The organism is Pseudomonas sp. TE24901 (assembly GCF_054058375.1).
On sequence record NZ_JBSSAF010000009.1, the window covers coordinates 62,249 to 82,354 of the forward strand.

17 protein-coding genes and 1 other RNA gene are annotated in these 20,106 nt (G+C 58.4%); 10 read left to right on the forward strand and 8 right to left on the reverse strand.

The window, feature by feature from the left end; translation table 11 throughout:
* Positions 1–263: 263 nt before the first annotated feature.
* Together dnaK and grpE are read right to left on the reverse strand one after the other, a co-directional pair.
* Positions 264–2,180, reverse strand: a complete 1,917-nt coding sequence (gene dnaK / locus ACVWVP_RS18835) for a molecular chaperone DnaK (RefSeq protein ID WP_457407552.1) — start codon at positions 2,178–2,180, stop codon at positions 264–266.
* A 102-nt stretch (positions 2,181–2,282) separates the two neighbouring features.
* Positions 2,283–2,843: a nucleotide exchange factor GrpE gene (grpE, locus tag ACVWVP_RS18840; protein WP_457407553.1), complete on the reverse strand. Its 561-nt coding sequence runs from the start codon at positions 2,841–2,843 to the stop codon at positions 2,283–2,285.
* Between the two features lie 254 nt (positions 2,844–3,097).
* On the opposite strand from grpE, the gene recN reads away from it, so the two are divergent.
* Positions 3,098–4,771, forward strand: coding sequence for a DNA repair protein RecN (gene recN, locus ACVWVP_RS18845; protein ID WP_178919540.1), 1,674 nt, complete (start codon positions 3,098–3,100; stop codon positions 4,769–4,771).
* Positions 4,772–4,856: 85 nt separating this feature from the next.
* On the opposite strand, the gene fur is transcribed toward recN, so the two are convergent.
* Positions 4,857–5,261 carry a ferric iron uptake transcriptional regulator gene (gene fur / locus ACVWVP_RS18850; RefSeq protein WP_083360362.1) on the reverse strand — a complete coding sequence of 135 codons (405 nt, stop codon included), beginning with the start codon at positions 5,259–5,261 and terminating at the stop codon, positions 4,857–4,859.
* A gap of 98 nt (positions 5,262–5,359) precedes the next feature.
* On the opposite strand from fur, the gene ACVWVP_RS18855 reads away from it, so the two are divergent.
* Complete coding sequence (locus ACVWVP_RS18855) at positions 5,360–5,887, forward strand: outer membrane protein assembly factor BamE (RefSeq protein ID WP_178919539.1); 528 nt, start codon at positions 5,360–5,362, stop codon at positions 5,885–5,887.
* Positions 5,888–5,950: 63 nt separating this feature from the next.
* Here the strand turns inward: ACVWVP_RS18855 and ACVWVP_RS18860 are convergent, their stop codons facing one another.
* Positions 5,951–6,253 (reverse strand): RnfH family protein, encoded by a 303-nt coding sequence (locus tag ACVWVP_RS18860; protein WP_178919538.1) that lies wholly within the window; start codon positions 6,251–6,253, stop codon positions 5,951–5,953.
* Positions 6,246–6,680: a type II toxin-antitoxin system RatA family toxin gene (locus ACVWVP_RS18865; protein WP_016973780.1), complete on the reverse strand. Its 435-nt coding sequence runs from the start codon at positions 6,678–6,680 to the stop codon at positions 6,246–6,248. The genes ACVWVP_RS18860 and ACVWVP_RS18865 overlap by 8 nt, the downstream gene beginning before the upstream one ends.
* A gap of 165 nt (positions 6,681–6,845) precedes the next feature.
* Between ACVWVP_RS18865 and smpB the strand changes: the two genes are divergently transcribed.
* Positions 6,846–7,328, forward strand: a complete 483-nt coding sequence (smpB, locus tag ACVWVP_RS18870; RefSeq protein WP_176998554.1) for an SsrA-binding protein SmpB — start codon at positions 6,846–6,848, stop codon at positions 7,326–7,328.
* Between the two features lie 36 nt (positions 7,329–7,364).
* Here the strand turns inward: smpB and ACVWVP_RS18875 are convergent, their stop codons facing one another.
* Entirely contained in the window at positions 7,365–8,132 is a 768-nt protein-coding gene (locus ACVWVP_RS18875; RefSeq protein ID WP_176998436.1) for a GntR family transcriptional regulator, read from the reverse strand.
* A 250-nt stretch (positions 8,133–8,382) separates the two neighbouring features.
* On the opposite strand from ACVWVP_RS18875, the gene ACVWVP_RS18880 reads away from it, so the two are divergent.
* From ACVWVP_RS18880 to ssrA, 4 genes are all read left to right on the forward strand, one after another.
* Positions 8,383–10,077: a lactate permease LctP family transporter gene (locus tag ACVWVP_RS18880; protein ID WP_457407556.1), complete on the forward strand. Its 1,695-nt coding sequence runs from the start codon at positions 8,383–8,385 to the stop codon at positions 10,075–10,077.
* A gap of 70 nt (positions 10,078–10,147) precedes the next feature.
* The gene (locus tag ACVWVP_RS18885; RefSeq protein WP_457407557.1) at positions 10,148–12,958 is read left to right on the forward strand and encodes an FAD-binding and (Fe-S)-binding domain-containing protein; all 2,811 of its coding nucleotides are present in this window, start codon (positions 10,148–10,150) and stop codon (positions 12,956–12,958) included.
* Positions 12,959–13,094: 136 nt separating this feature from the next.
* Positions 13,095–13,376 (forward strand): hypothetical protein, encoded by a 282-nt coding sequence (locus ACVWVP_RS18890; RefSeq protein ID WP_457407558.1) that lies wholly within the window; start codon positions 13,095–13,097, stop codon positions 13,374–13,376.
* A gap of 101 nt (positions 13,377–13,477) precedes the next feature.
* Positions 13,478–13,874: a transfer-messenger RNA gene (gene ssrA / locus ACVWVP_RS18895) on the forward strand.
* 245 nt (positions 13,875–14,119) lie between these two features.
* Here ssrA and ACVWVP_RS18900 read toward each other — a convergent pair.
* On the reverse strand, positions 14,120–14,815 hold the full coding sequence (locus ACVWVP_RS18900) for an EcsC family protein (RefSeq protein WP_457407559.1): 696 nt from the start codon (positions 14,813–14,815) through the stop codon (positions 14,120–14,122).
* 204 nt (positions 14,816–15,019) lie between these two features.
* Between ACVWVP_RS18900 and ACVWVP_RS18905 the strand changes: the two genes are divergently transcribed.
* Both ACVWVP_RS18905 and ACVWVP_RS18910 read left to right on the forward strand, forming a co-directional pair.
* Positions 15,020–16,045 carry a hypothetical protein gene (locus tag ACVWVP_RS18905; RefSeq protein ID WP_457407561.1) on the forward strand — a complete coding sequence of 342 codons (1,026 nt, stop codon included), beginning with the start codon at positions 15,020–15,022 and terminating at the stop codon, positions 16,043–16,045.
* Positions 16,046–16,180: 135 nt separating this feature from the next.
* The gene (locus ACVWVP_RS18910; RefSeq protein ID WP_457407563.1) at positions 16,181–17,614 is read left to right on the forward strand and encodes an ArnT family glycosyltransferase; all 1,434 of its coding nucleotides are present in this window, start codon (positions 16,181–16,183) and stop codon (positions 17,612–17,614) included.
* 15 nt (positions 17,615–17,629) lie between these two features.
* Here ACVWVP_RS18910 and ACVWVP_RS18915 read toward each other — a convergent pair whose 3' ends face one another.
* Positions 17,630–18,118, reverse strand: coding sequence for a TIGR00645 family protein (locus ACVWVP_RS18915; protein WP_457407564.1), 489 nt, complete (start codon positions 18,116–18,118; stop codon positions 17,630–17,632).
* A gap of 163 nt (positions 18,119–18,281) precedes the next feature.
* On the opposite strand from ACVWVP_RS18915, the gene ACVWVP_RS18920 reads away from it, so the two are divergent.
* Positions 18,282–20,105 carry a hypothetical protein gene (locus ACVWVP_RS18920; RefSeq protein ID WP_178919523.1) on the forward strand — a complete coding sequence of 608 codons (1,824 nt, stop codon included), beginning with the start codon at positions 18,282–18,284 and terminating at the stop codon, positions 20,103–20,105.
* Position 20,106: the final 1 nt, after the last annotated feature.

Below are 20,106 nucleotides of genomic sequence, written 5' to 3' on the forward strand. Positions count from 1 at the left end.
CGTTGAGCCCCAATACAGGCCCGGACCCAACTCACGTCAATTCAACGATCCTGGTCATTACTACTTTTTAGCCAGGGACCCGGCCAAAAGTGCGGTATTTACTGCTCGGAAAGCAGGAGCATTCCCGATCACACCGCCAGCATCCGCACGTTGTCGCATGCTGTAAAAATTCGCATACCCCAGACACGCCAACGCGGGAGCAAGCTCCCGCGCGGCGACATCCTACCAGTCACCGCTTGATAGCGGTCAACCGGGCGACCAACTTACTTCTGGTCTTTGACTTCTTCGAACTCGGCATCGACAACATCGTCGTGCTTGGCTTCAGGCTCTGCGTGCTGTGCAGCACCGTCAGCCGGCTGACCTTGCTCGGCGTACATTTTCTGGGCAACCGGCGCGGAGACTTTCGACAGTTCCTCAACCTTGGCTTCGATGGCAGCCTTGTCGTCGCCTTTGATAGCGGCTTCCAGGGCAACCACGGCAGCTTCGATCGCGGTCTTCTCTTCGGCAGTCACTTTGTCGCCAGCATCAGCAACCATTTTGCGCGTCGAGTGAACCAGGGCATCACCTTGGTTACGTGCACCGGCCAACTCAGCAAACTTGGCATCTGCATCGGCGTTGGCTTCAGCATCGCGAATCATCTGTTGAATTTCTTCATCAGACAGACCGGAGTTTGCCTTGATGGTGATCTTCTGCTCTTTGCCAGTGGCCTTGTCCTTGGCACCTACGTGCAGGATGCCGTTGGCGTCGATGTCGAAGGTTACTTCGATTTGTGGCACGCCACGTGGAGCAGGTGGAATCTCGGCCAGGTCGAACTTGCCCAGGGACTTGTTCTGAGCAGCCTGCTTACGCTCACCTTGCAGCACGTGAATGGTCACAGCGCCCTGGTTGTCGTCGGCAGTCGAGAACACTTGCGATTTCTTGGTAGGAATCGTGGTGTTTTTCTCGATCAGCGCAGTCATCACGCCACCCATGGTTTCGATACCCAGGGTCAGTGGGCTCACGTCCAGCAGCAGTACGTCTTTCACGTCACCGGCCAATACCGCGCCCTGGATGGCAGCACCCATGGCAACCGCTTCGTCCGGGTTCACGTCTTTACGTGCTTCTTTGCCGAAGAACTCGGTTACTTTCTGCTGAACCAGTGGCATACGGGTCTGACCGCCCACCAGGATCACGTCGTTGATGGAACCAACGTCGATACCGGCGTCTTTCAGAGCGATGCGGCAAGGTTCGATGGTGCGCTGAACCAGGTCTTCAACCAGTGCTTCCAACTTGGCGCGAGAGATCTTCACGTTCAAGTGCTTAGGACCGGTGGCGTCTGCAGTGATGTACGGCAGGTTCACGTCGGTCGAATTGCTCGAAGACAGTTCGATCTTGGCTTTTTCAGCAGCTTCTTTCAGACGCTGCATCGCCAGCGGATCACCTTTGAGGTTGATGCCGCTTTCCTTCTTGAACTCGTCAACGAGGTAGTCGATCAGACGGATGTCAAAGTCTTCACCACCCAGGAAGGTGTCGCCGTTGGTGGCCAACACTTCGAACTGGTGCTCGCCGTCAACTTCAGCGATCTCGATGACCGACACGTCGAACGTACCGCCACCCAGGTCATAAACGATCACAGTGTGGTCGCCTTTGGCCTTGTCCATACCGTAAGCCAGAGCAGCTGCGGTGGGTTCGTTGATGATACGTTTTACGTCCAGGCCCGCGATGCGGCCGGCGTCTTTGGTCGCCTGGCGCTGGCTGTCGTTGAAGTAGGCCGGAACGGTGATCACCGCTTCGGTCACTGTTTCACCGAGGTAGTCTTCAGCCGTTTTCTTCATCTTTTTCAAGACTTCAGCCGAGATCTGCGGAGCAGACATCTTGTTGCCATTGACTTCAACCCAGGCGTCACCGTTGTCAGCCTTGGCGATTTTGTAAGGCACCATCTTGATGTCTTTCTGTACGACTTCTTCGTCGAACTTACGGCCGATCAGACGTTTTACCGCGTACAGGGTGTTGTGCGGGTTGGTCACAGCCTGGCGTTTGGCCGACTGACCAACCAGGATCTCGCCGTCATTTGCGTAAGCAATGATCGACGGCGTGGTACGCGCGCCTTCGGCGTTTTCGATAACTTTGGCTTTGCCGTTTTCCATGACGGAGACGCAGGAGTTGGTGGTCCCCAGGTCGATACCGATAATTTTGCCCATGATTTACTCTCCCGAAACTTGAATTTGGTTGCCGCAGCAGTGGTGGCTAACTGCGGTAGCACTTAAACGCTTGACTTATAGATGGGGGCCTTGCGGCGTATTTCAAGCCTGCTCATCAATAGAAGGCGAAACCGGTGCAGGCGCCTTGCTCACCACAACCATCGCCGGGCGCAGCAAGCGACCATTGAGCAGGTAACCCTTCTGGAATGTTTTGAGCACGCTGTTCGGCTCCAGGTCATGGCTTTCCTGCATGGCCATGGCCTGGTGATGCTCAGCGTTGAACGGCTCGCCGCCTTGTGGATCGATCGCTTCCAGCTGATAACGCTTCAGGGTGTCCTGGAACATTTTCAGGGTCAGTTCGATCCCTTCGCGCATCGGACGGATGTTTTCGTCGTCCGGGTTGGACAATTCAAGGCCACGCTCCAGGCTGTCGATGATCGGCAGCAAGTCATTGGCGAATTTTTCCAGCGCGAACTTGTGAGCCTTTTCTACATCCTGCTCGGCACGGCGGCGGACGTTCTGCAGATCAGCGGCAACACGCAAAGACTGATCCTTCTCAGCGGCCAATTGCTCTTCAAGCACTTGCACGCGGGTTGCCAGCTCATCGCCGACAGCCGAATTGGCGTCTGGAGTTTGCGTATCCTGCGTCTGTTCGTCAGCCATAGTTTTCTCCTTTCAAAATCATGCGCGAACTCGACTCGCGCTTCTGTTCCGGTATATGGGGCCACAATTTCCAGGTTCAAGGGTGCAGGCGTTACCAAAAGTCTTTCAGGTGCTCAGGATCAATTCCCGCACTGTCATTCCTCGTCGCACTTAAAAAGCAGGCCATTCAAGCAAATCGAGCTAAGCATCAGGATTGTCAGCCCTGAACAAAACACTGTATAAATAACCAGACCTAACACCTGGGAGCGGTCTTCATGCTCGTGCACCTGTCCGTACATAACTACGCCATCGTTGAACATCTGGATCTCGAACTGGATCGCGGGATGAGCGTAATCACAGGCGAGACCGGCGCCGGCAAGTCGATCATGCTCGACGCCCTGGGCCTTACTCTCGGTGACCGCGCTGACAGCGGCGTTGTGCGCCCTGGCGCCGACAAAGCCGATATCCTGGCCACGTTTGACCTGGCGGACATTCCCGAGGCAGAAGCCTGGCTGGCAGAACGCGACCTGAATATTGAAGGCCCCTGCATCCTGCGCCGGGTCATCACCGCCGAAGGGCGCTCCCGCGGCTATATCAATGGCACGCCCTGCCCCCTGGGAGACTTGAAAGCACTGGGCGAACTGCTGATTGATATCCACAGCCAGCATGAACACCAGTCCCTGCTGAAAACCGACACCCACCGCCGCCTGCTCGACGAATACGCAGGCGCAACGGACCTTGCCCGACAAGTACAACTTGCTGCCCAACGCTGGCGCCAGACTCGCCAGGAACTGGAGCGCCTCTCCAATTCCGGCGACGAACAACGCGCCCGCCACCAACTACTGAGCTATCAGCTTGAAGAGCTCGAAAGCCTGGGGCTTGGCGAGACCGAACTGGAGCAGTTGGAGCAGGAACACAAAAACCTGACCAATGCAGAAACCCTGCTGGGTATTTGCCGCCAGGTCGTGGAGCAATGCAGCGAGAGTGATTCCGGCAACGTGCTCAATGCGCTGACCGCGAGCCTCAATCGCCTGTCCAGCGTGAACAGCGGGTCTGGCGCCTTGGGCGAAGCCACCACCTTACTGACCAGCGCGCAGATTCAGGTCGAAGAAGCGGTGGGTGAACTCAACCGTTTCCTGGATCACTTCGATGCCGACCCGGCACGCCTGCAAGAAATAGAAGAGCGCCTGGATACCATCTACACACTGGCGCGCAAACACCGAATCCAGCCTACTGAAGTTGCAACCCTGCAGCAGAAACTGCTGGATGAGATCGAAACCCTGAATGCCAACGACGAATCCATCGAGCGATTGGGCGAGGAACTCGCCTCATTTGCACGTCACTATCAGGAGAAAGCGCGTGAACTGAGCGACCTGCGCCAGCAGGCAGCCACCAGCCTGGCCAGCGCAGTGGAGCAGGAAATTCAGCGACTGGGCATGCCTGGCGGTCGATTCACCATTGAACTGCGCGCCAACGCCAGCAACGAATTGCAACCTCATGGCCTGGAGCAAGTCGAGCTACTGGTCAGCGCCAACCCCGGGCAACCGCTCAAGGCATTGGCAAAAGTCGCCTCTGGTGGCGAGCTGTCGCGAATCAGCTTGGCGATTCAGGTGATCACCGCCCAGACCTCACGCGTACCCACCCTTGTGTTCGACGAAGTGGACGTGGGTATTGGCGGCCCGACGGCGGAGATTGTTGGCCAGTTGTTACGTCGCCTGGGCGATCGCGGGCAGGTGCTCACGGTAACGCACTTGCCGCAAGTGGCCGCCCAAGGGCATCAACATTTGTTTGTGCATAAAGTGCGGGGAAGCGACGCGACGCACACCGCCGTGTCGAAGCTGAACAAGTCGGAACGCGTGGAAGAAGTGGCACGAATGCTTGGGGGTATCGACCTGACCAAGGAGTCCCTGGCCCACGCGAAGAAAATGGTCGTGGCCGCCAAGGCTTAAACTGGCATTTTCCTCTCTCATAGAAAGCACGAAGGCGACCTCTGGGTCGCCTTCGATCATTGCGCAGAACAAATCTGCAGCTTTTTTACTTTTTCTTACGGATGTACAGCACTAGGTTGTGGTCCACCAAATCGAATCCATGCTCCTCAGCAATTTGGTGCTGGAGCTTCTCGATTTCCGGGCTGGTGAACTCGATAACCTCATTGGTATCCAGGTCAACCATGTGGTCGTGATGACCACCGTCAGCCAGTTCGAACACTGCATGACCGCCGTCGAAATTATGACGAACCACCAGTCCTGCGGCTTCAAACTGGGTCAGCACACGGTAGACCGTGGCCAGGCCAACGTCCTCGTTAGACTCCATCAGCGCCTTGTAAACATCCTCGGCACTCATATGACGCTGCTCAGCAGAATCGAGCATTTGTAGAATCTTGACTCGCGGCAGAGTCACTTTGAGACCGGCTTTGCGTAGTTCGCTATTTTCAACCATGGTTAGCTTTCTCGCGGATGCTGCTTCGCAGCTTCTCTTAATACGGGTATGATCGGCGTTTACGTTGTCCCAGCCAAGATAGTGGAAGTCGCCCACCGATGCAAAACACCAAGCTCTTGCTAACCAGTTTCACCTTTGTGGGACTGCTCGCACTCGCCGGTTGTTCATTCCCCGGGGTTTACAAAATCGACATCCAGCAGGGCAATGTCGTCACGCAGGATATGATAGACCAGTTGCGCCCGGGAATGACCCGACGGCAAGTACGGTTTATCATGGGTAACCCCCTGCTGACCGACACTTTCCATGCCGATCGCTGGGATTATCTCTACAGCATTCAACCGGGTGGCGGTGAACGCCAACAAGAGCGTGTCAGCGTCATCTTTAATGGCAATGACCAGCTTGTCAGCCTGTCCGGTGACTTCATGCCCGGCGTAAGCCGTGATGAAGCCCTGCTTGGCAAGGACAACGGTACCAATGTGACGGCCCCTGCGCAGGACGCGGAAAAGCCGAAATCCGAAGTACCGGCCAAGCCAGGCTCCTTGCTCGACCAGATCCAGAAGGACGTCGACGGCGTGAAAACCGTTCCAGTCCCGACGCCAGAACCTCTGGACGCCAGCCCGCAGTAATAACGCGGCGCTCAACAAAAAGCCCGGCATGCCGGGCTTTTTGTTGTCTGTCGTTTGGCTCGCCTAAGTATTCTGCTGCTTGGCCAATGCCGCCTTGACCGCGCGCAGCCGCCGCACTTCTTTAGGATCAGCCAGTAGCGGCCGGTAAATCTCGATGCGATCGCCGGCCTTCACTGCTTGCGTATCCGGGTCGACTACCACCTTACCGAAAATCCCCAGCGGACAATCCGCGAGTTCCAGGCCAGGAAACGCCCGAGCAATATCCGACGCCAACACTGCTGCCCTCAAGCTGGTACCCGACGCAACCGCAACCGCGACCAGCACCTGACGGTCTTCGGCGGCATACACCACCTCAATCTCAACCATGCAGTTGCTTGGCCCGCTGACAGAACGCATCCACCAACGTATTGGCCGCTTGATTGAACAAAGGCCCCAACGTCGCCCGCACGATAGGGCCTGCGTAATCAAAGGACAGGTCCAGGCTGATCTTGCAGGCTTTGTCCGTCAGTGCCTTGAACACCCACACCCCATGCAACTGGGTGAACGGCCCTTCCTGCAGGTTCATTTCGATGGACTTGCCCGGCACCAGCACATTGCGCGTAACAAAATGCTGGCTAAGACCGCCCTTCGCCACCCCGACACTGGCAACCATATGCTCATCGCTGCTTTCCAGCACCTCGGCGGCAGAGCACCACGGCAAGAATTCCGGGTAACGCGCCACGTCGTTGACCAGGTCATAGAGCGCCTGCGCCGGATAAGGCAGCAAGGCCGAGCGTTGAATGTGCGTCGTCATGTGAGCGTTATTTCCACTGCTGAGGCAAACATCGCGAAAAAACAGCCCGATCCGCGAGAGAAAAAACCAAAGAATTGCCCGCATTGTCCGGGATTCGTCCAACACGCTCAAGCACGCAGGTTGACCGTAGCCGACACGCTCGCAACTCCCTATAATGCCGCCCCTATGGCTAAACAAAAGAAACACCCCACAGGGACCATCGCGCAAAATAAAAAAGCGCGACACGATTACTTCATCGAACATCGTTTCGAGGCTGGTCTGGTCCTGGCCGGCTGGGAAGTAAAGAGTCTGCGTGCCAACAAGCTGCAGCTGGTCGACAGCTATGTGCTGCTCAAGGATGGCGAGGCGTGGCTGCTCGGCAGTCATATCACCCCGCTGACCACCGCGAGCACCCACGTAATCGCCGACCCAGTGCGTACACGCAAGCTGCTGCTCAATGCCCGCGAACTGGAAAAGCTCGCCGCGTCCGTGCAGCAAAAAGGCTACGCGTGCGTCTGCCTGTCCTGGTACTGGAGCAAGCATCTCGTCAAATGCGAGATCGCTCTGGGCAAGGGCAAGAAGGAGTACGACAAGCGCGACACCGAGCGCGAGCGCGATTCCAACCGTGAATTGCATCGCGCTGTGCGCAACAAGGGCAAGGAAGAGTAATTCCTGCAACGCCGTAGCCTTGGAACACATCCCAGGCTACAGGCCCTTGCGACGCTCCGCTCGCGCTACGCGCTGCACTTCCTGACGCACTTCTTCCAACACTTCCTGCACGTACAGCAGGTGACGTGTTGAGACTTCCCGCGCCTGCTCCGCCCGCCCTTCGATAATCGCCAGGTACAAATCCCGATGCTGATTGATCAGCATGTCGCGGGTTTCCGTACGCTGCTGGTACATGCCACCGATGTTGGTCACCACGTTTCGCTTGAGCAGATCGAACAAGCCGCGAATGGTGTGCAGCAACACCGCGTTGTGGCTGGCCTCGGCAATCGCCAGGTGAAACCTTGCGTCGGCCGCCCCTTCCTCCGCCCGGCTCACCTCATCGGCGCGCGTGTAACAATCCTGCAAGGCTTCGAATGCGGTGGTCAGTCGCTCACGATCAACTTCGGTAGCACGCAACGCCGCGTAATAGGCACAAGACGCCTCAAGCGTCTGGCGAAATTCCAGCAGGTCACGCTGCGCCTCGGGGTTGTTTTCCAGCAGGTGCAGCAGCGGGTCACTGAAGGTTGAGCCCAGGGACTCGGCCACATAGTTGCCGCCGCCCTGCCGACTGACCAGCAACCCCTTGGCCGCCAGTTTCTGAATCGCCTCCCGCAACGACGGGCGAGACACGCCAAACTGCTCCGCCAATGCGCGCTCAGCGGGCAAGCGCTCGCCCGACTTCAGCGTGCCCTCAAGGATCATGCCCTCAAGCTGCTCGACAATATCGTCAGACAAACGGCGCGAACGCACCTGATCAAACCCCATCACTCATTCTCCACAACCCCGACCACTCGCCAGGGCCTCTATTCTGGCCTATCGCCGCGCTCGCAGCACCTATCAGAACGCCTTCGATTGACCCGATCAGAACCCCACCCCCTCGCACCTACGACCAAAGTTTCGCGGGCGGCAAATTGACACACCCCTGGCAAGGCTTTTACTCTAGCCGACAGCAACTGTAAATTGGTATTACCAATTATCCAAGCTGACCAAACAACAACAATCAGGGCCATCCCCTATGCAAACCTGGCAACAGCTCTACAGCCCACTCGGCAGCCTCGGCCTGTCCGCATTGGCCGCCGTTATTCCGATCGTGTTCTTCTTCCTGGCACTGGCCGTGTTCCGCCTCAAAGGCCATGTGGCCGGCAGCATCACATTGGCGCTGTCGATCCTGGTGGCGATCTTCGCCTTCCAGATGCCGGTGGACATGGCGCTGGCCGCCGCGGGCTACGGCTTTGCCTACGGCCTTTGGCCGATTGCGTGGATCATCGTCGCAGCAGTCTTCTTGTACAAACTCACCGTCAAGAGCGGCCAATTCGAAATCATCCGCAGCTCAGTCCTGTCGATCACTGACGACCAACGCCTGCAGGTATTGCTGATCGGTTTCTGCTTCGGCGCGTTCCTGGAAGGGGCTGCCGGTTTCGGCGCGCCGGTGGCGATCACTGCCGCGCTGCTGGTCGGCCTGGGTTTCAACCCGTTGTACGCTGCAGGCCTGTGCCTGATCGCCAACACCGCGCCGGTAGCCTTCGGCGCCCTGGGCATCCCGATCATCGTGGCCGGCCAAGTCACTGGCATTGACGCGTTCAAGATCGGCGCCATGACCGGCCGCCAACTGCCCCTGCTGTCGCTGTTCGTGCCGTTCTGGCTGGTGTTCATGATGGACGGCCTGCGCGGCGTTCGCGAAACCTGGCCGGCCGCATTGGTCGCGGGTTTGAGCTTTGCCGTCACTCAATACTTCACGTCCAATTTCATCGGCCCGGAACTGCCGGACATCACATCCGCCCTGGCCAGCCTGATTGCCCTGACCCTGTTCCTGAAAGTCTGGCAACCCAAGCGCACGGCCGGTGCGCAAATCGCAGGCGCCACCTCCAGCGCCGCGATTATCGCCAGCGTCGGAGGCTTCGGCCAGCCGCGCAGCACAATCGCCTCGCCCTACAGCCTGGGGCAGATTTTCAAAGCCTGGTCGCCGTTCCTGATCCTCACGGTGCTCGTCACTATCTGGACCCTCAAGTCCTTCAAGGCGATGTTTGCCGCTGGCGGCTCGATGTACAGCTGGGTGTTCAACTTCGCAATCCCGCACCTTGATCAGCTGGTGATCAAAGTTGCCCCAATCGTGACCAACCCGACCGCCATTCCTGCGGTGTTCAAGCTGGACCCGATTTCTGCGACCGGCACTGCGATTTTCTTCTCCGCACTGGTCTCGATGCTGGTGCTCAAGATCGACATTAAAACTGGTCTTACCACTTTAAAAGAGACCTTCTACGAACTGCGCTGGCCAATCCTGTCCATTGGCATGGTGCTGGCGTTCGCGTTCGTCACCAACTACTCCGGCATGTCATCAACCATGGCACTGGTCTTGGCGGCGACGGGTGCAGCCTTCCCGTTCTTCTCGCCATTCCTCGGCTGGTTGGGGGTTTTCCTGACAGGTTCCGATACGTCATCCAACGCCCTGTTCAGTTCGTTGCAAGCCACCACCGCACACCAGATCGGTGTCAACGACACCCTGCTGGTCGCGGCAAACACCAGTGGTGGCGTGACCGGCAAGATGATCTCGCCGCAATCGATCGCCGTGGCCTGTGCGGCAACCGGGCTGGTGGGCAAGGAATCCGACCTGTTCCGCTTCACCCTCAAGCACAGCCTGTTTTTCGCCACCATCGTCGGGCTGATCACCCTGGCCCAGGCCTACTGGTTCACCGGTATGCTGGTGCACTGAGACCTGCACGTCACAGGGTAAGAATCGACGCCGGACACTGCGTCCGGCGTCTGCTATTTCTGGAGGACCGATGAGCCTGCCTGCTGCTTTTCTGAGCGACGTCGCACAACAGATCCCGAAAGATCGACGCTTCGACGATCCCCTTTCCACCCTCGCCTTCGGCACCGACGCGAGCTTTTACCGACTGATCCCACAGTTGGTTATCCGCGTGGAGTCGGAAGACGAAGTGGTAGCGCTGTTGCAACTGGCCCAGCGCGATCGCGTGCCGGTAACCTTCCGCGCGGCTGGCACCAGCTTGTCCGGCCAAGCCATCAGCGATTCGGTCCTGCTGGTACTCGGCGACAACTGGAACGGTCGCGAGATTCGCGGGCAAGGCACCCAGATCCGCCTGCAACCCGGTGTGATCGGCGCCCAGGCCAACGCGTGGCTGGCGCCGTTCGGCCGCAAGATCGGGCCCGACCCGGCCTCGATCAACGCCTGCAAGATCGGCGGCATCGTGGCCAACAATGCCAGCGGCATGTGCTGCGGCACTGCGCAAAACACCTACCACACCCTGGCGGGCATCCGCCTGGTATTGGCCGATGGCAGCCGCCTGGATACCGAAGATGCGGCCAGCGTTATCGCGTTTAGAAAGCAGCACGGCCCCCTGCTGGAACGCCTCGCCGCACTCGGGCGCGAGACGCGGGCCAACACTGAACTGGCTGCAAGAATCCGCCACAAATATCGCTTGAAAAACACCACCGGCCTGTCACTCAACGCCTTGGTGGATTTCGATGAGCCGCTGGACATCCTGAGCCACCTGCTAGTGGGTTCCGAGGGCACGCTGGGGTTCATCAGCGCGGTGACCTACAACACCGTAATCGACCACCCGAACAAAGCGTCGGCGCTGATTGTGTTCCCGGATGTCGAGACGTGCTGCAACGCAGTGACCGTGCTGAAGACCCAACCGGTCTCGGCTGTCGAACTGCTGGACCGACGCAGCCTGCGCTCGGTGCAGAACAAACCAGGTATGCCCGCCTTCGTACAGCACCTGTCGGAAAATGCCTGCGCGCTGTTGATCGAATCCCGCGCCGCGTCGCCCTCATTGCTGCAGGAACAACTGACCCTGATCATGGCGTCCCTGGCCGCTTTCCCTGTGGAAAAACAGGTCGACTTCACCGAAGACCCCGTGGAAAACGCCCGCCTGTGGGCCATCCGCAAAGACACCTTTCCCGCCGTCGGCGCCGTGCGCAAAACCGGCACAACGGTGATCATCGAAGACGTGACCTTTCCGGTCGAGCAACTGGCCATTGGCGTGAACCGCTTGATCGAGTTGTTCGACAAACATCACTACGACGAAGCCATCCTTTTCGGACACGCCCTGGAAGGCAATCTGCACTTTGTGTTCACCCAAGGCTTCAACAGCAGCGAAGAAGTCACACGCTACCAAGCGTTCATGGACGACGTTGCACAGTTGGTGGCGGTGGAGTTTGGCGGCTCGCTGAAAGCCGAGCACGGCACCGGCCGCAACATGGCGCCCTTTGTCGAGCTGGAATGGGGCAGCGAAGCCTATCAACTGATGTGGCAACTCAAACGCCTGCTCGATCCCAACGGCATCCTCAACCCCGACGTGGTGCTCAGTGAAGATCCGCAGATCCACCTCAAGCACCTCAAGCCCCTGCCGGCCGCCGACGAGCTGGTGGACAAGTGCATCGAGTGCGGCTTTTGCGAACCGGTGTGTCCCTCCAAAGGCCTGACGTTAAGCCCACGCCAGCGCATCGTGATCTGGCGCGATATTCAGGCTAAAAAACGGGCGGGCATCGACACCACCGAGCTGGGAGCGGCCTACCACTATCAAGGCATCGACACTTGCGCCGCCACCGGCCTGTGCGCCCAGCGCTGCCCTGTGGGCATCAACACCGGCGACCTGGTGAAAAAGCTGCGCGCCCAGGAGGCGGATCGTCCGAAAACCGCCGAATGGCTCGCCAGCCATTTCTCGACCGCTCTGCAAGGCGCGCGCTTTACCCTGCACGTCGCCAATGGCGCCCGCATACTGCTGGGGGCGCCGCGCCTGGCGAAGCTGTCAGCGAAAATCACCCAGTTGTCCAAAGGGCAGATCCCGCAGTGGACCAACGCCATGCCGCAACCGGAAAAAGCCATTCGCTTCAGCCCCGCCGTCGCCGACGAACGACCGCGCGTGGTGTACCTGGCGGCCTGCGTCTCACGGGCGATGGGCCCTTCCGCCGACGACAAGGAACAGATGTCGCTGTACGACAAAACCCGTGGCCTGCTGGAAAAAGCCGGTTACCAAGTGGTGTTGCCGGATAACCAGGACAGCCTCTGCTGCGGCCAGCCCTTCGCGTCCAAAGGCTACGCCGAACAGGCCGAGCACAAACGCCAGGAACTGATCGGCGCCCTGCTCCATGCCAGCCGTGGCGGCCTCGACCCGATCTACTGCGACACTAGCCCCTGCACCCTGCGACTGGTGCAGGACCTCGGCGAAACGCGGCTGGACCTGTACGACCCGGTGCGTTTTATCCGCACCCATTTGATGGATCGCCTGGACTTCACCCCACAGGAAGCCCCCATCGCCGTACACGTCACCTGCAGCACCCAGCACCTGGGCGAAAGCCAGGCCTTGATTGACCTGGCGCGGCACTGCGCCAAAACCGTGGTGGTCCCGGAAGGCATTCATTGCTGCGGCTTTGCCGGCGACAAAGGCTTTACCACACCGGAACTCAACGCCCACTCACTGCGATCGCTCAAGGACGCCGTGCAATATTGCACTGAAGGCATCTCCACCAGCCGCACCTGCGAGATCGGCCTGAGCCAGCACGGCGGCATCGATTACCACGGGCTGGTGTACCTCGTGGACCGGGTCACCCAGGCCCGCGCCCACTGATCCTGCAAAAAAACAGAACCCTTGCGCGCCGGCGCAGTCATCTGCATAGGCCTCGACGAACGAGGCCCATCCGTGATGTCGCTGGCAGCCGTTAAACGCCAGCAGCGTCGAGCCCTTTTGCGCAAGGAGATACCCTATGAAGCGTTCCGCTCTTGCTGGCTTGTTCGTTACCGCTGCGATGCTGGCCTCCCCTGTTTTCGCGGCCGGTGAAACCGACCTGTGCAAAATCAACCTGGACAAAATCAATAACGGCCAAGCGCTGCTCGCCACCGACACCAGTGGCAAAAAGGGAGAAATCGACACCGCCGTCTCCCAGGCCAAGGCAGCCCATGCGGCCGGCGATGACAAGAAGTGCATCGAGATCACCTCCAAAGCCCTGCAAGACCTGCAGAACGGCGACAAAGGCGGCAATCAGTAACCACGGATGCTCAAGGTCAACCTTCGGGTTGGCCTTCTGTGACCGTTTGGCGTACACTGCATGAGCTTGTCACTCACTAAGAAACAACGAGTTACAAGCACGGGGCCGTTTAGGATTCGACGCCGGTTGCGAAACTTTAGGTGCATGCCGAGTTGGTAACAGAACTCGTAAATCCACTGTTGCAACTTCTTATAGTTGCCAATGACGAAAACTACGGCCAGGAATTCGCTCTCGCTGCGTAAGCAGCCTTAGCCCTGAGCTTCTGGTACCTTCGGGTCCAGCAATCACCAGGGGATGTCTGTAAACCCAAAGTGATTGTCATATAGAACAGAATCGCCGTGCAGTACGTTGTGGACGAAGCGGCTAAAACTTACACAACTCGCCCAAAGCACCCTGCCCTTCGGGTCGCTGAGGGTTAACTTAATAGAAACGGCTACGCATGTAGTACCGACAGCGGAGTACTGGCGGACGGGGGTTCAAATCCCCCCGGCTCCACCAAATGATCAAAAAAAGACGTCCACGGACGTCTTTTTTTGTGCCTGAAAATCAGTAAATACCAGGAATTCCGAACCGTCAGAACTCCTAGGCATCCTTCGGCACCTATGCAAACGTTTTTTCCAAGATTCCTGGTTTTGATTTTTTTGAATACACAGATATAGGCTGGAAATTTCCAAGGTCCATAGATAATCCACTTTATGGATTTTCCAGCATTCAGAACTCGTCCCTTTAATCCTTTACTAAAATCAAGCAGGTTCCTGAACCTCCTCGGTGACTTTCATCGGGACGATAAAAATATCGCGTGCAACATTACCTACTGTGTTGGTGGTCACTGAGTCAAACGCTGCGCCCAAGATGCCTCCCAGTAAAGGTACCGCCTTACCCAGATTGATAGCACCAGTACTACCGAACTTGGTCAACAGGCGAAAACCCACAGCCTGGTTTATTTTAGTCAAGGTCACGCCGCTGATTTTGTTGATCGACGTGACAGCCAGTTTGCTGGCCACATTGATGCCGACGTCCTTGAGAATGTCTTTGGCCGCATTGCCGGCCAGACAGGTGTAGACCAAGGTTTTGACGCGATCATCCAGAGGGTCGTGGCCACCGATATAAGCAATTGCCGTAATCATGCGCAACTGAACGTACATCACGCTTGCGAGGTTGGCCGGAATCGCCACGGGGAGCGTGATAATGCCGCCAAGTCCCGTTAGAAATCCTGACGTTGCAGCCTTAGTGTTCTGCCAGCGAATCAGGGAGTTCATTGCGTCCAGAGGGGTATCATTATTTTTGCTGTATTCAGCAGCGAATTCTTGAGCGGTGCCCGTTCCTGGTATGCCGTTCATTGCCTTTTCGAAAGCCCAATCCAGTGCCTGGGTGAGCGTTGACATCGTTAATTCAGTTGCCATTATGTTTACCTGTCCCTGTAAAATTGCCGCCAACATATCAAAATGCCACCATCAAATCCATGATCCTTGAGGATTTCCCGAGGCTTTCATCGAAACAGCTTACTCATCTTTCTGGCGTGATCGATAGAACCCGAGCAGTGCCGGTTTTGTTGGTTACGGGGATTGGAGAGCCCTCTGGAATCCCCCCACACTTCCCATTACCCTGCCCCCCTCTATCAGACAATCGGAAGTCCGATACCCGTGCTCAAGCCCCTCGCCGTTCTCGTACTCGCCTGCACCCCGTTAATCGCTACCGCTGCCGACCTCGTCGGCGTGTGGCAAGGCACCTTGGGAAAATCCGCCATCACCGCGTGCTTCAACGGCGCGCATGGCGCCAATGGCAGTTACTACTATCAACGCATCCTCACGCCGATCCAGCTGACCCAAGCCAACGCGAGTGAACCCTGGGCTGAAGAGGGCAACAGCGGTTTCTGGCAATTGGACGAACCCCAAGGCGATACGCTGACCGGGACCTGGAGCAAGACCCCGGGCGGCAAGGGATTGGCGTTGTCGCTGAAACGCATAGACGTCGACAGCTGTGCCAGCGATGCCTACAACAACGCCATCGAAGCGCTGCCACCGCCGGTGAAGGTGGAGAAAAGTACCTTCCATGAACACGCCTATCAGGTGAAAACCCAAGGCGGCCAGGTCATCCTCAAGCTCGAAGGTGACGGCGCGGCCATCGACAAGATCAACCGGGACCTGGCGCGCATGGCCATCAGCCCGGACGGCCAGACCGATTTCTACCGGGAGCGGCGTAACTCGCTGGAGCAGGGCGGCGGCACGTCGACCAGCGAGATCAGCGTGGAGCCGCACTACTGGTCCTCGCACTGGATCACCGTGCGGTTTTACCGCTGGACGGCCGGCTACGGTCGCGGTGGCATCAGTTGGGGCCTGCAGACCTGGAACCTGCAAACCGGCGACAGCGTCGACCCGTGGACCTGGCTGGGTGGCCGTGAAGAATGGGACAACCCCTACTCCGGCCAGATCAAGTTGCCTGCGCCCTTCAGCGCATGGCTCGCCAAACAGACCAGCACTGACGAAGGCTGCCCGGCAGTGACCAGTTACTCCACCTTCGACTTGAGCTTCAATACCGAAGGGATGCAGCTTTCGACGCCCGCCCAAGGCGATGGCTGCGACAACGAATTGAGTTTTACCTGGGAACAGTTGGAGCCGGTGCTGACGGCAGAAGGCAAAGCCGCACTGCCCAGCTTGAAGGCGCCCTGACCGCCAGAGCAGGTACACAAGGGCGCCTTACAAAAAACTGACACTCATTCACGAAATATTCAGAAACGCTCACCGATACTAGCCGATTGCCACGGCCGTTCCCCCGAACGGTCCCTTGCCTCGGTTGCCAGTACTATGACGCGTCCTGCTCCTCTGCTGCTCCTGCTCGCTGGTTTGTTGTTTTTCTTTGCCCTGGGTAACCATGAACTGCAGGGCTCCACCGAAGCCCGCGTCGCCGGGATCGCCATGGCCATGCACCTGGATAACAACTGGGTGGTGCCCCAGTTGTTTCGTGAACCCTTCCTTGAAAAACCGCCCCTGAGCCTGTGGCTGGACGCCGGCGCCATTCGCCTGTTTGGCGCCAGCACCGGCGCGGTGCGCCTGGCCTCGGCATTTGCCGGGCTGTTCAGCGTGATGCTGTTCTACGGGATGCTGCGCACCTTTGGCCGCCCGAAAACATTGGCCTTCTGCGCAGCCCTGATCCTCGCGACCATGGCCAGTTACTGGGGCAACGTACGTGGTGTTGGCGAGGACTCCTTGCTCAGCCTGGGCGTGACCACTGCGTTGCTGGGGTTCTATCAGGCGGTACGACCCGACCGTCAAGGCTCCACTGCCTGGGCATGGGCGTTGTTTACTGCCGGGATGGTCATCGCCACCCTGAGCAAGGGCGTGCTGGGCCTGGCAATGCCGGGCATTGTGATCTTCGTGTACCTGATCGTGACCACGGTGATGGACAAGCGCCTGCGTATCGGTGACTGGCTCAAACCGGGGCTGTTCACCTTGCTGGCGCTGGTGCCGCTGATGATCTGGCTGGGTTTCCTGTTCCAGCGCGGTGGGATGCAGGCCGTGGGCGAAGTGTTGTGGACCAACAGCGTCGGCCGCTTCAGCGGTTCATTCGTCGAGGCTGGGCATTACGAGCCGTTCTACTACTACATCGCCAAGCTGCCCGAAGCGTTCCTGCCGTGGAACATCCTGGTGTACCTGGGGCTTTGGCACTTCCGAAAAAGCCTGGTGCGCAACCGCTACTACCTGTTTTTCAGTATCTGGCTGGTGGCGCAATTCACCCTGCTGACCCTGGCCTCCAGCAAGCGTACGGTGTACCTCATGGCCCTGACGCCGGCCGCCGCCGTGCTGGCCGCCGAATACGCACGGGTCCTGTTGGAATGGGCCAAGCAGCACAAGCCGTCGCTGTACACACACCATAAGGCGGTGATCGGCAGCGTGTTCACCCTGGCGGTCGCTTGCTACCTGATTGCAGCCTTCTGGTTTGCGCCCAAAGCGGACGTGCGCCAGTCCTTCGTCCCGGTGATCAGCCAGGTGCAGGCGCTGCAAGCGCAAGGAAAGGAAGTGGTGCTGTTCCAGCCCAACGAGCGGATTGCCGGGGCCAGCGTGTTCTATCTGCAGGCTTACTTGCCGATCCTGCAAACCGAGGCGCAGTTGCGCACATTCCTCACGGCCAAGCCGGGCAACGTGGCGCTGATGGACCGTACCGAACAACTGACCGAGAAGGTCACGGTCATCAAGCAGATGTCGATCAATCGCCAGCCTTACTACTTCGTCGAGCAGTAAGGCCGCCGCAAGGCATCAGTGCTTGGTGACCTTGTCCAGGTAACCCATGGCGAACGCCGAGATCACGAAGGTCATGTGGATGATGACGTACCACATCAGATGCTGCGGATCGACGTTCTTGGCGTCCATGAAGATGCGCAGCAGGTGGATGGAGGAAATCGCCACGATGGACGCCGCCACCTTCATCTTCAGCGACGAAGAGTCCATGGTGCCCAGCCAGTTGAGCTTTTCCTTGGTTTCATCGATATCCAGCTGCGAGACGAAGTTCTCGTAGCCGGAGATCATCACCATCACCAGCAAGCCGCCGACCAGAGCCATGTCGATCAACGACAGCAGCACCAGGATCAGCTCGGACTCGGCCATCGAGAACACGCTCGGCAGCAGGTGAATCACTTCCTGGAAGAATTTCAGCGCCAGCGCCAGCAACCCCAGGGACAAGCCGAAATAGATTGGCGCCAGCAGCCAGCGCGAGGCGTACATAGCATTTTCGATAAAGCGTTCCATTGGATCTCACACAGCTTGGCTAAAAATGGCCGCGAGTATACCAGCCGCTACAGAACACCTGTCACCGCGAGAAAACTGACCTGGGCGGCATCTGTAAGAGAATTTTTCTGCTAGTGTCGAGCCCATCAAATCGGCTCACTGACGTCGAACAGGAAAAACTCAGATGATGGATGTGCGATCCCATTTGGCCACTATCGGCCTGGGTGCGATGCTGTTGATGAGCGGCGGCTGCTCCCCCAAAGAAGAGCAGAAGCAAGCCACCCTCGAAGAGAGAACCGCCAAGTTCGAGCAGTCCCTGGACAGCATCCAGGACCCCAAGCTGCGCGACGCCATCGCCGACCTCGGCGGTTCGCTGCTCCTGCTGGAGCGGGCGCGCGTGAAGCTCGCCGAAAAGCCCGTCGAAGCCGAATACGGCGAAGACACCCTGGCCCTGATCAAACACTACCCCACACCACAAGCCTTGGTGGACACCTACATCAACGGCCTGTTCGTGCTGCGCAAAGCCTCGCACTCCGACTACCTGACCGATCTGCAGCCGGTCTTCCCGTTCAACTTCAACAGCCCCGACCAGTTCCCTTTCCCCCATGGCCTGGAATGGCAGTCGGTGACCTTGAGCAACAACAAGGTCATACCCTTCCAGCCTGAATGGTCGGAAACCGACCCGGGTATCCAACTGAGCCCCAGCAGTTCCAACCTGACCAACCCCGACGACCTGACGGTGACCTACCCGTTCATCGATGGCGTAGAGACCGAGAACAAGAGCCAGCCGCAACCGGTCAGCCTCAAGGGCGCGGTCGAAGTGATTGCACCCGGCAAGGTGCTGACCTTCGACCTGTCGAAAAAAGACGTGGGCCGCAAACGCACCGAGGGCACTATCACCCTCAACCTGCTGCTGCTTGAAAAGAACTACGCCGAGATCGAACTGACCAACAGCGAACCCCTGGCGCCGGAAGTGGGCGACGAATCGCCGAACCCTCTGCTGGTGCAGGCTCGGGACACCACCGGGCAATTCCTCACCCGCGCGGGCTCGATCAACGAGAGCAGCGCCCAGGTGGCGTTCTACGAGAAACAGCTGGCCGAGATGCAAAAGCAGAAGGCCTGGTCCGACGCATTTGAAAAGCAGCTGGACGACGAACAAAAGGCGTTCGAGCACAAACAGAGCAGCCACTACGCCAAGGTGTACTTCAACGGCGTGATCGATAGCCTGCAGGTCAACGTTCTGGACTTCTCCAAGGCCACGGTCACGCACAAGGACCTTGACCTGCCGGTGTTGCGCTTCGACAAGAACAGCCTGCAAAAAAACGTGCAAGCCTTGCCGATGCCCGTCACGGTGTATGACGACAGCGCCGCCAACTGGCTCAAAGACGCGACCCTGACTGAAGACCAACTGAAAAAAAGCGTCACCATCACCCAGTCGACCGAAGACGCCAGCGCCGCGCACATCGTGTTCGACCACCCGTTCACCTTCAACGACGACCTGATCGGCAGCGAACGCAACAGCAGCGAAGCGCCCATCACCTTCTTCACGGCCGACGACAAGGGCGAGCGCGGCGAACCCATCGAGTTGCCAGCCGAAGCGTTTGAGCTCGACGCAGCCCGTGGCACGCTGACCTACGACCTCAACCTGTTCCCGGAAAACCCGGCGTTCGTGGTGGGTTCGATCCCGCTGTTCCTGGCCAACATCGAAAAAGCCACGATTGACGTCGCCAAGTTGCCCAAGGGCCTGACGCTCAAAGACAACGCGCTGATCGTCGACCAGAAGGCATTCCCGTCCGACAGCTGGCGCTTTTACGCCAAGGACGCCAGCGGCAACTACCTCAAGGAAATCCTCGGCGTCAGCCACCGCGCCGAGGAGTACGGCACGGCGATGTTTGACGTGCACTATTTCTACGGCCAGCCGACCGTGCTGGAAAGCTACCAGCGCACCGACCTGAATACCGTGCAGTACGGCTTCGAGGTCAAGCTGGACAAGCCGCCGGCGCAATAAC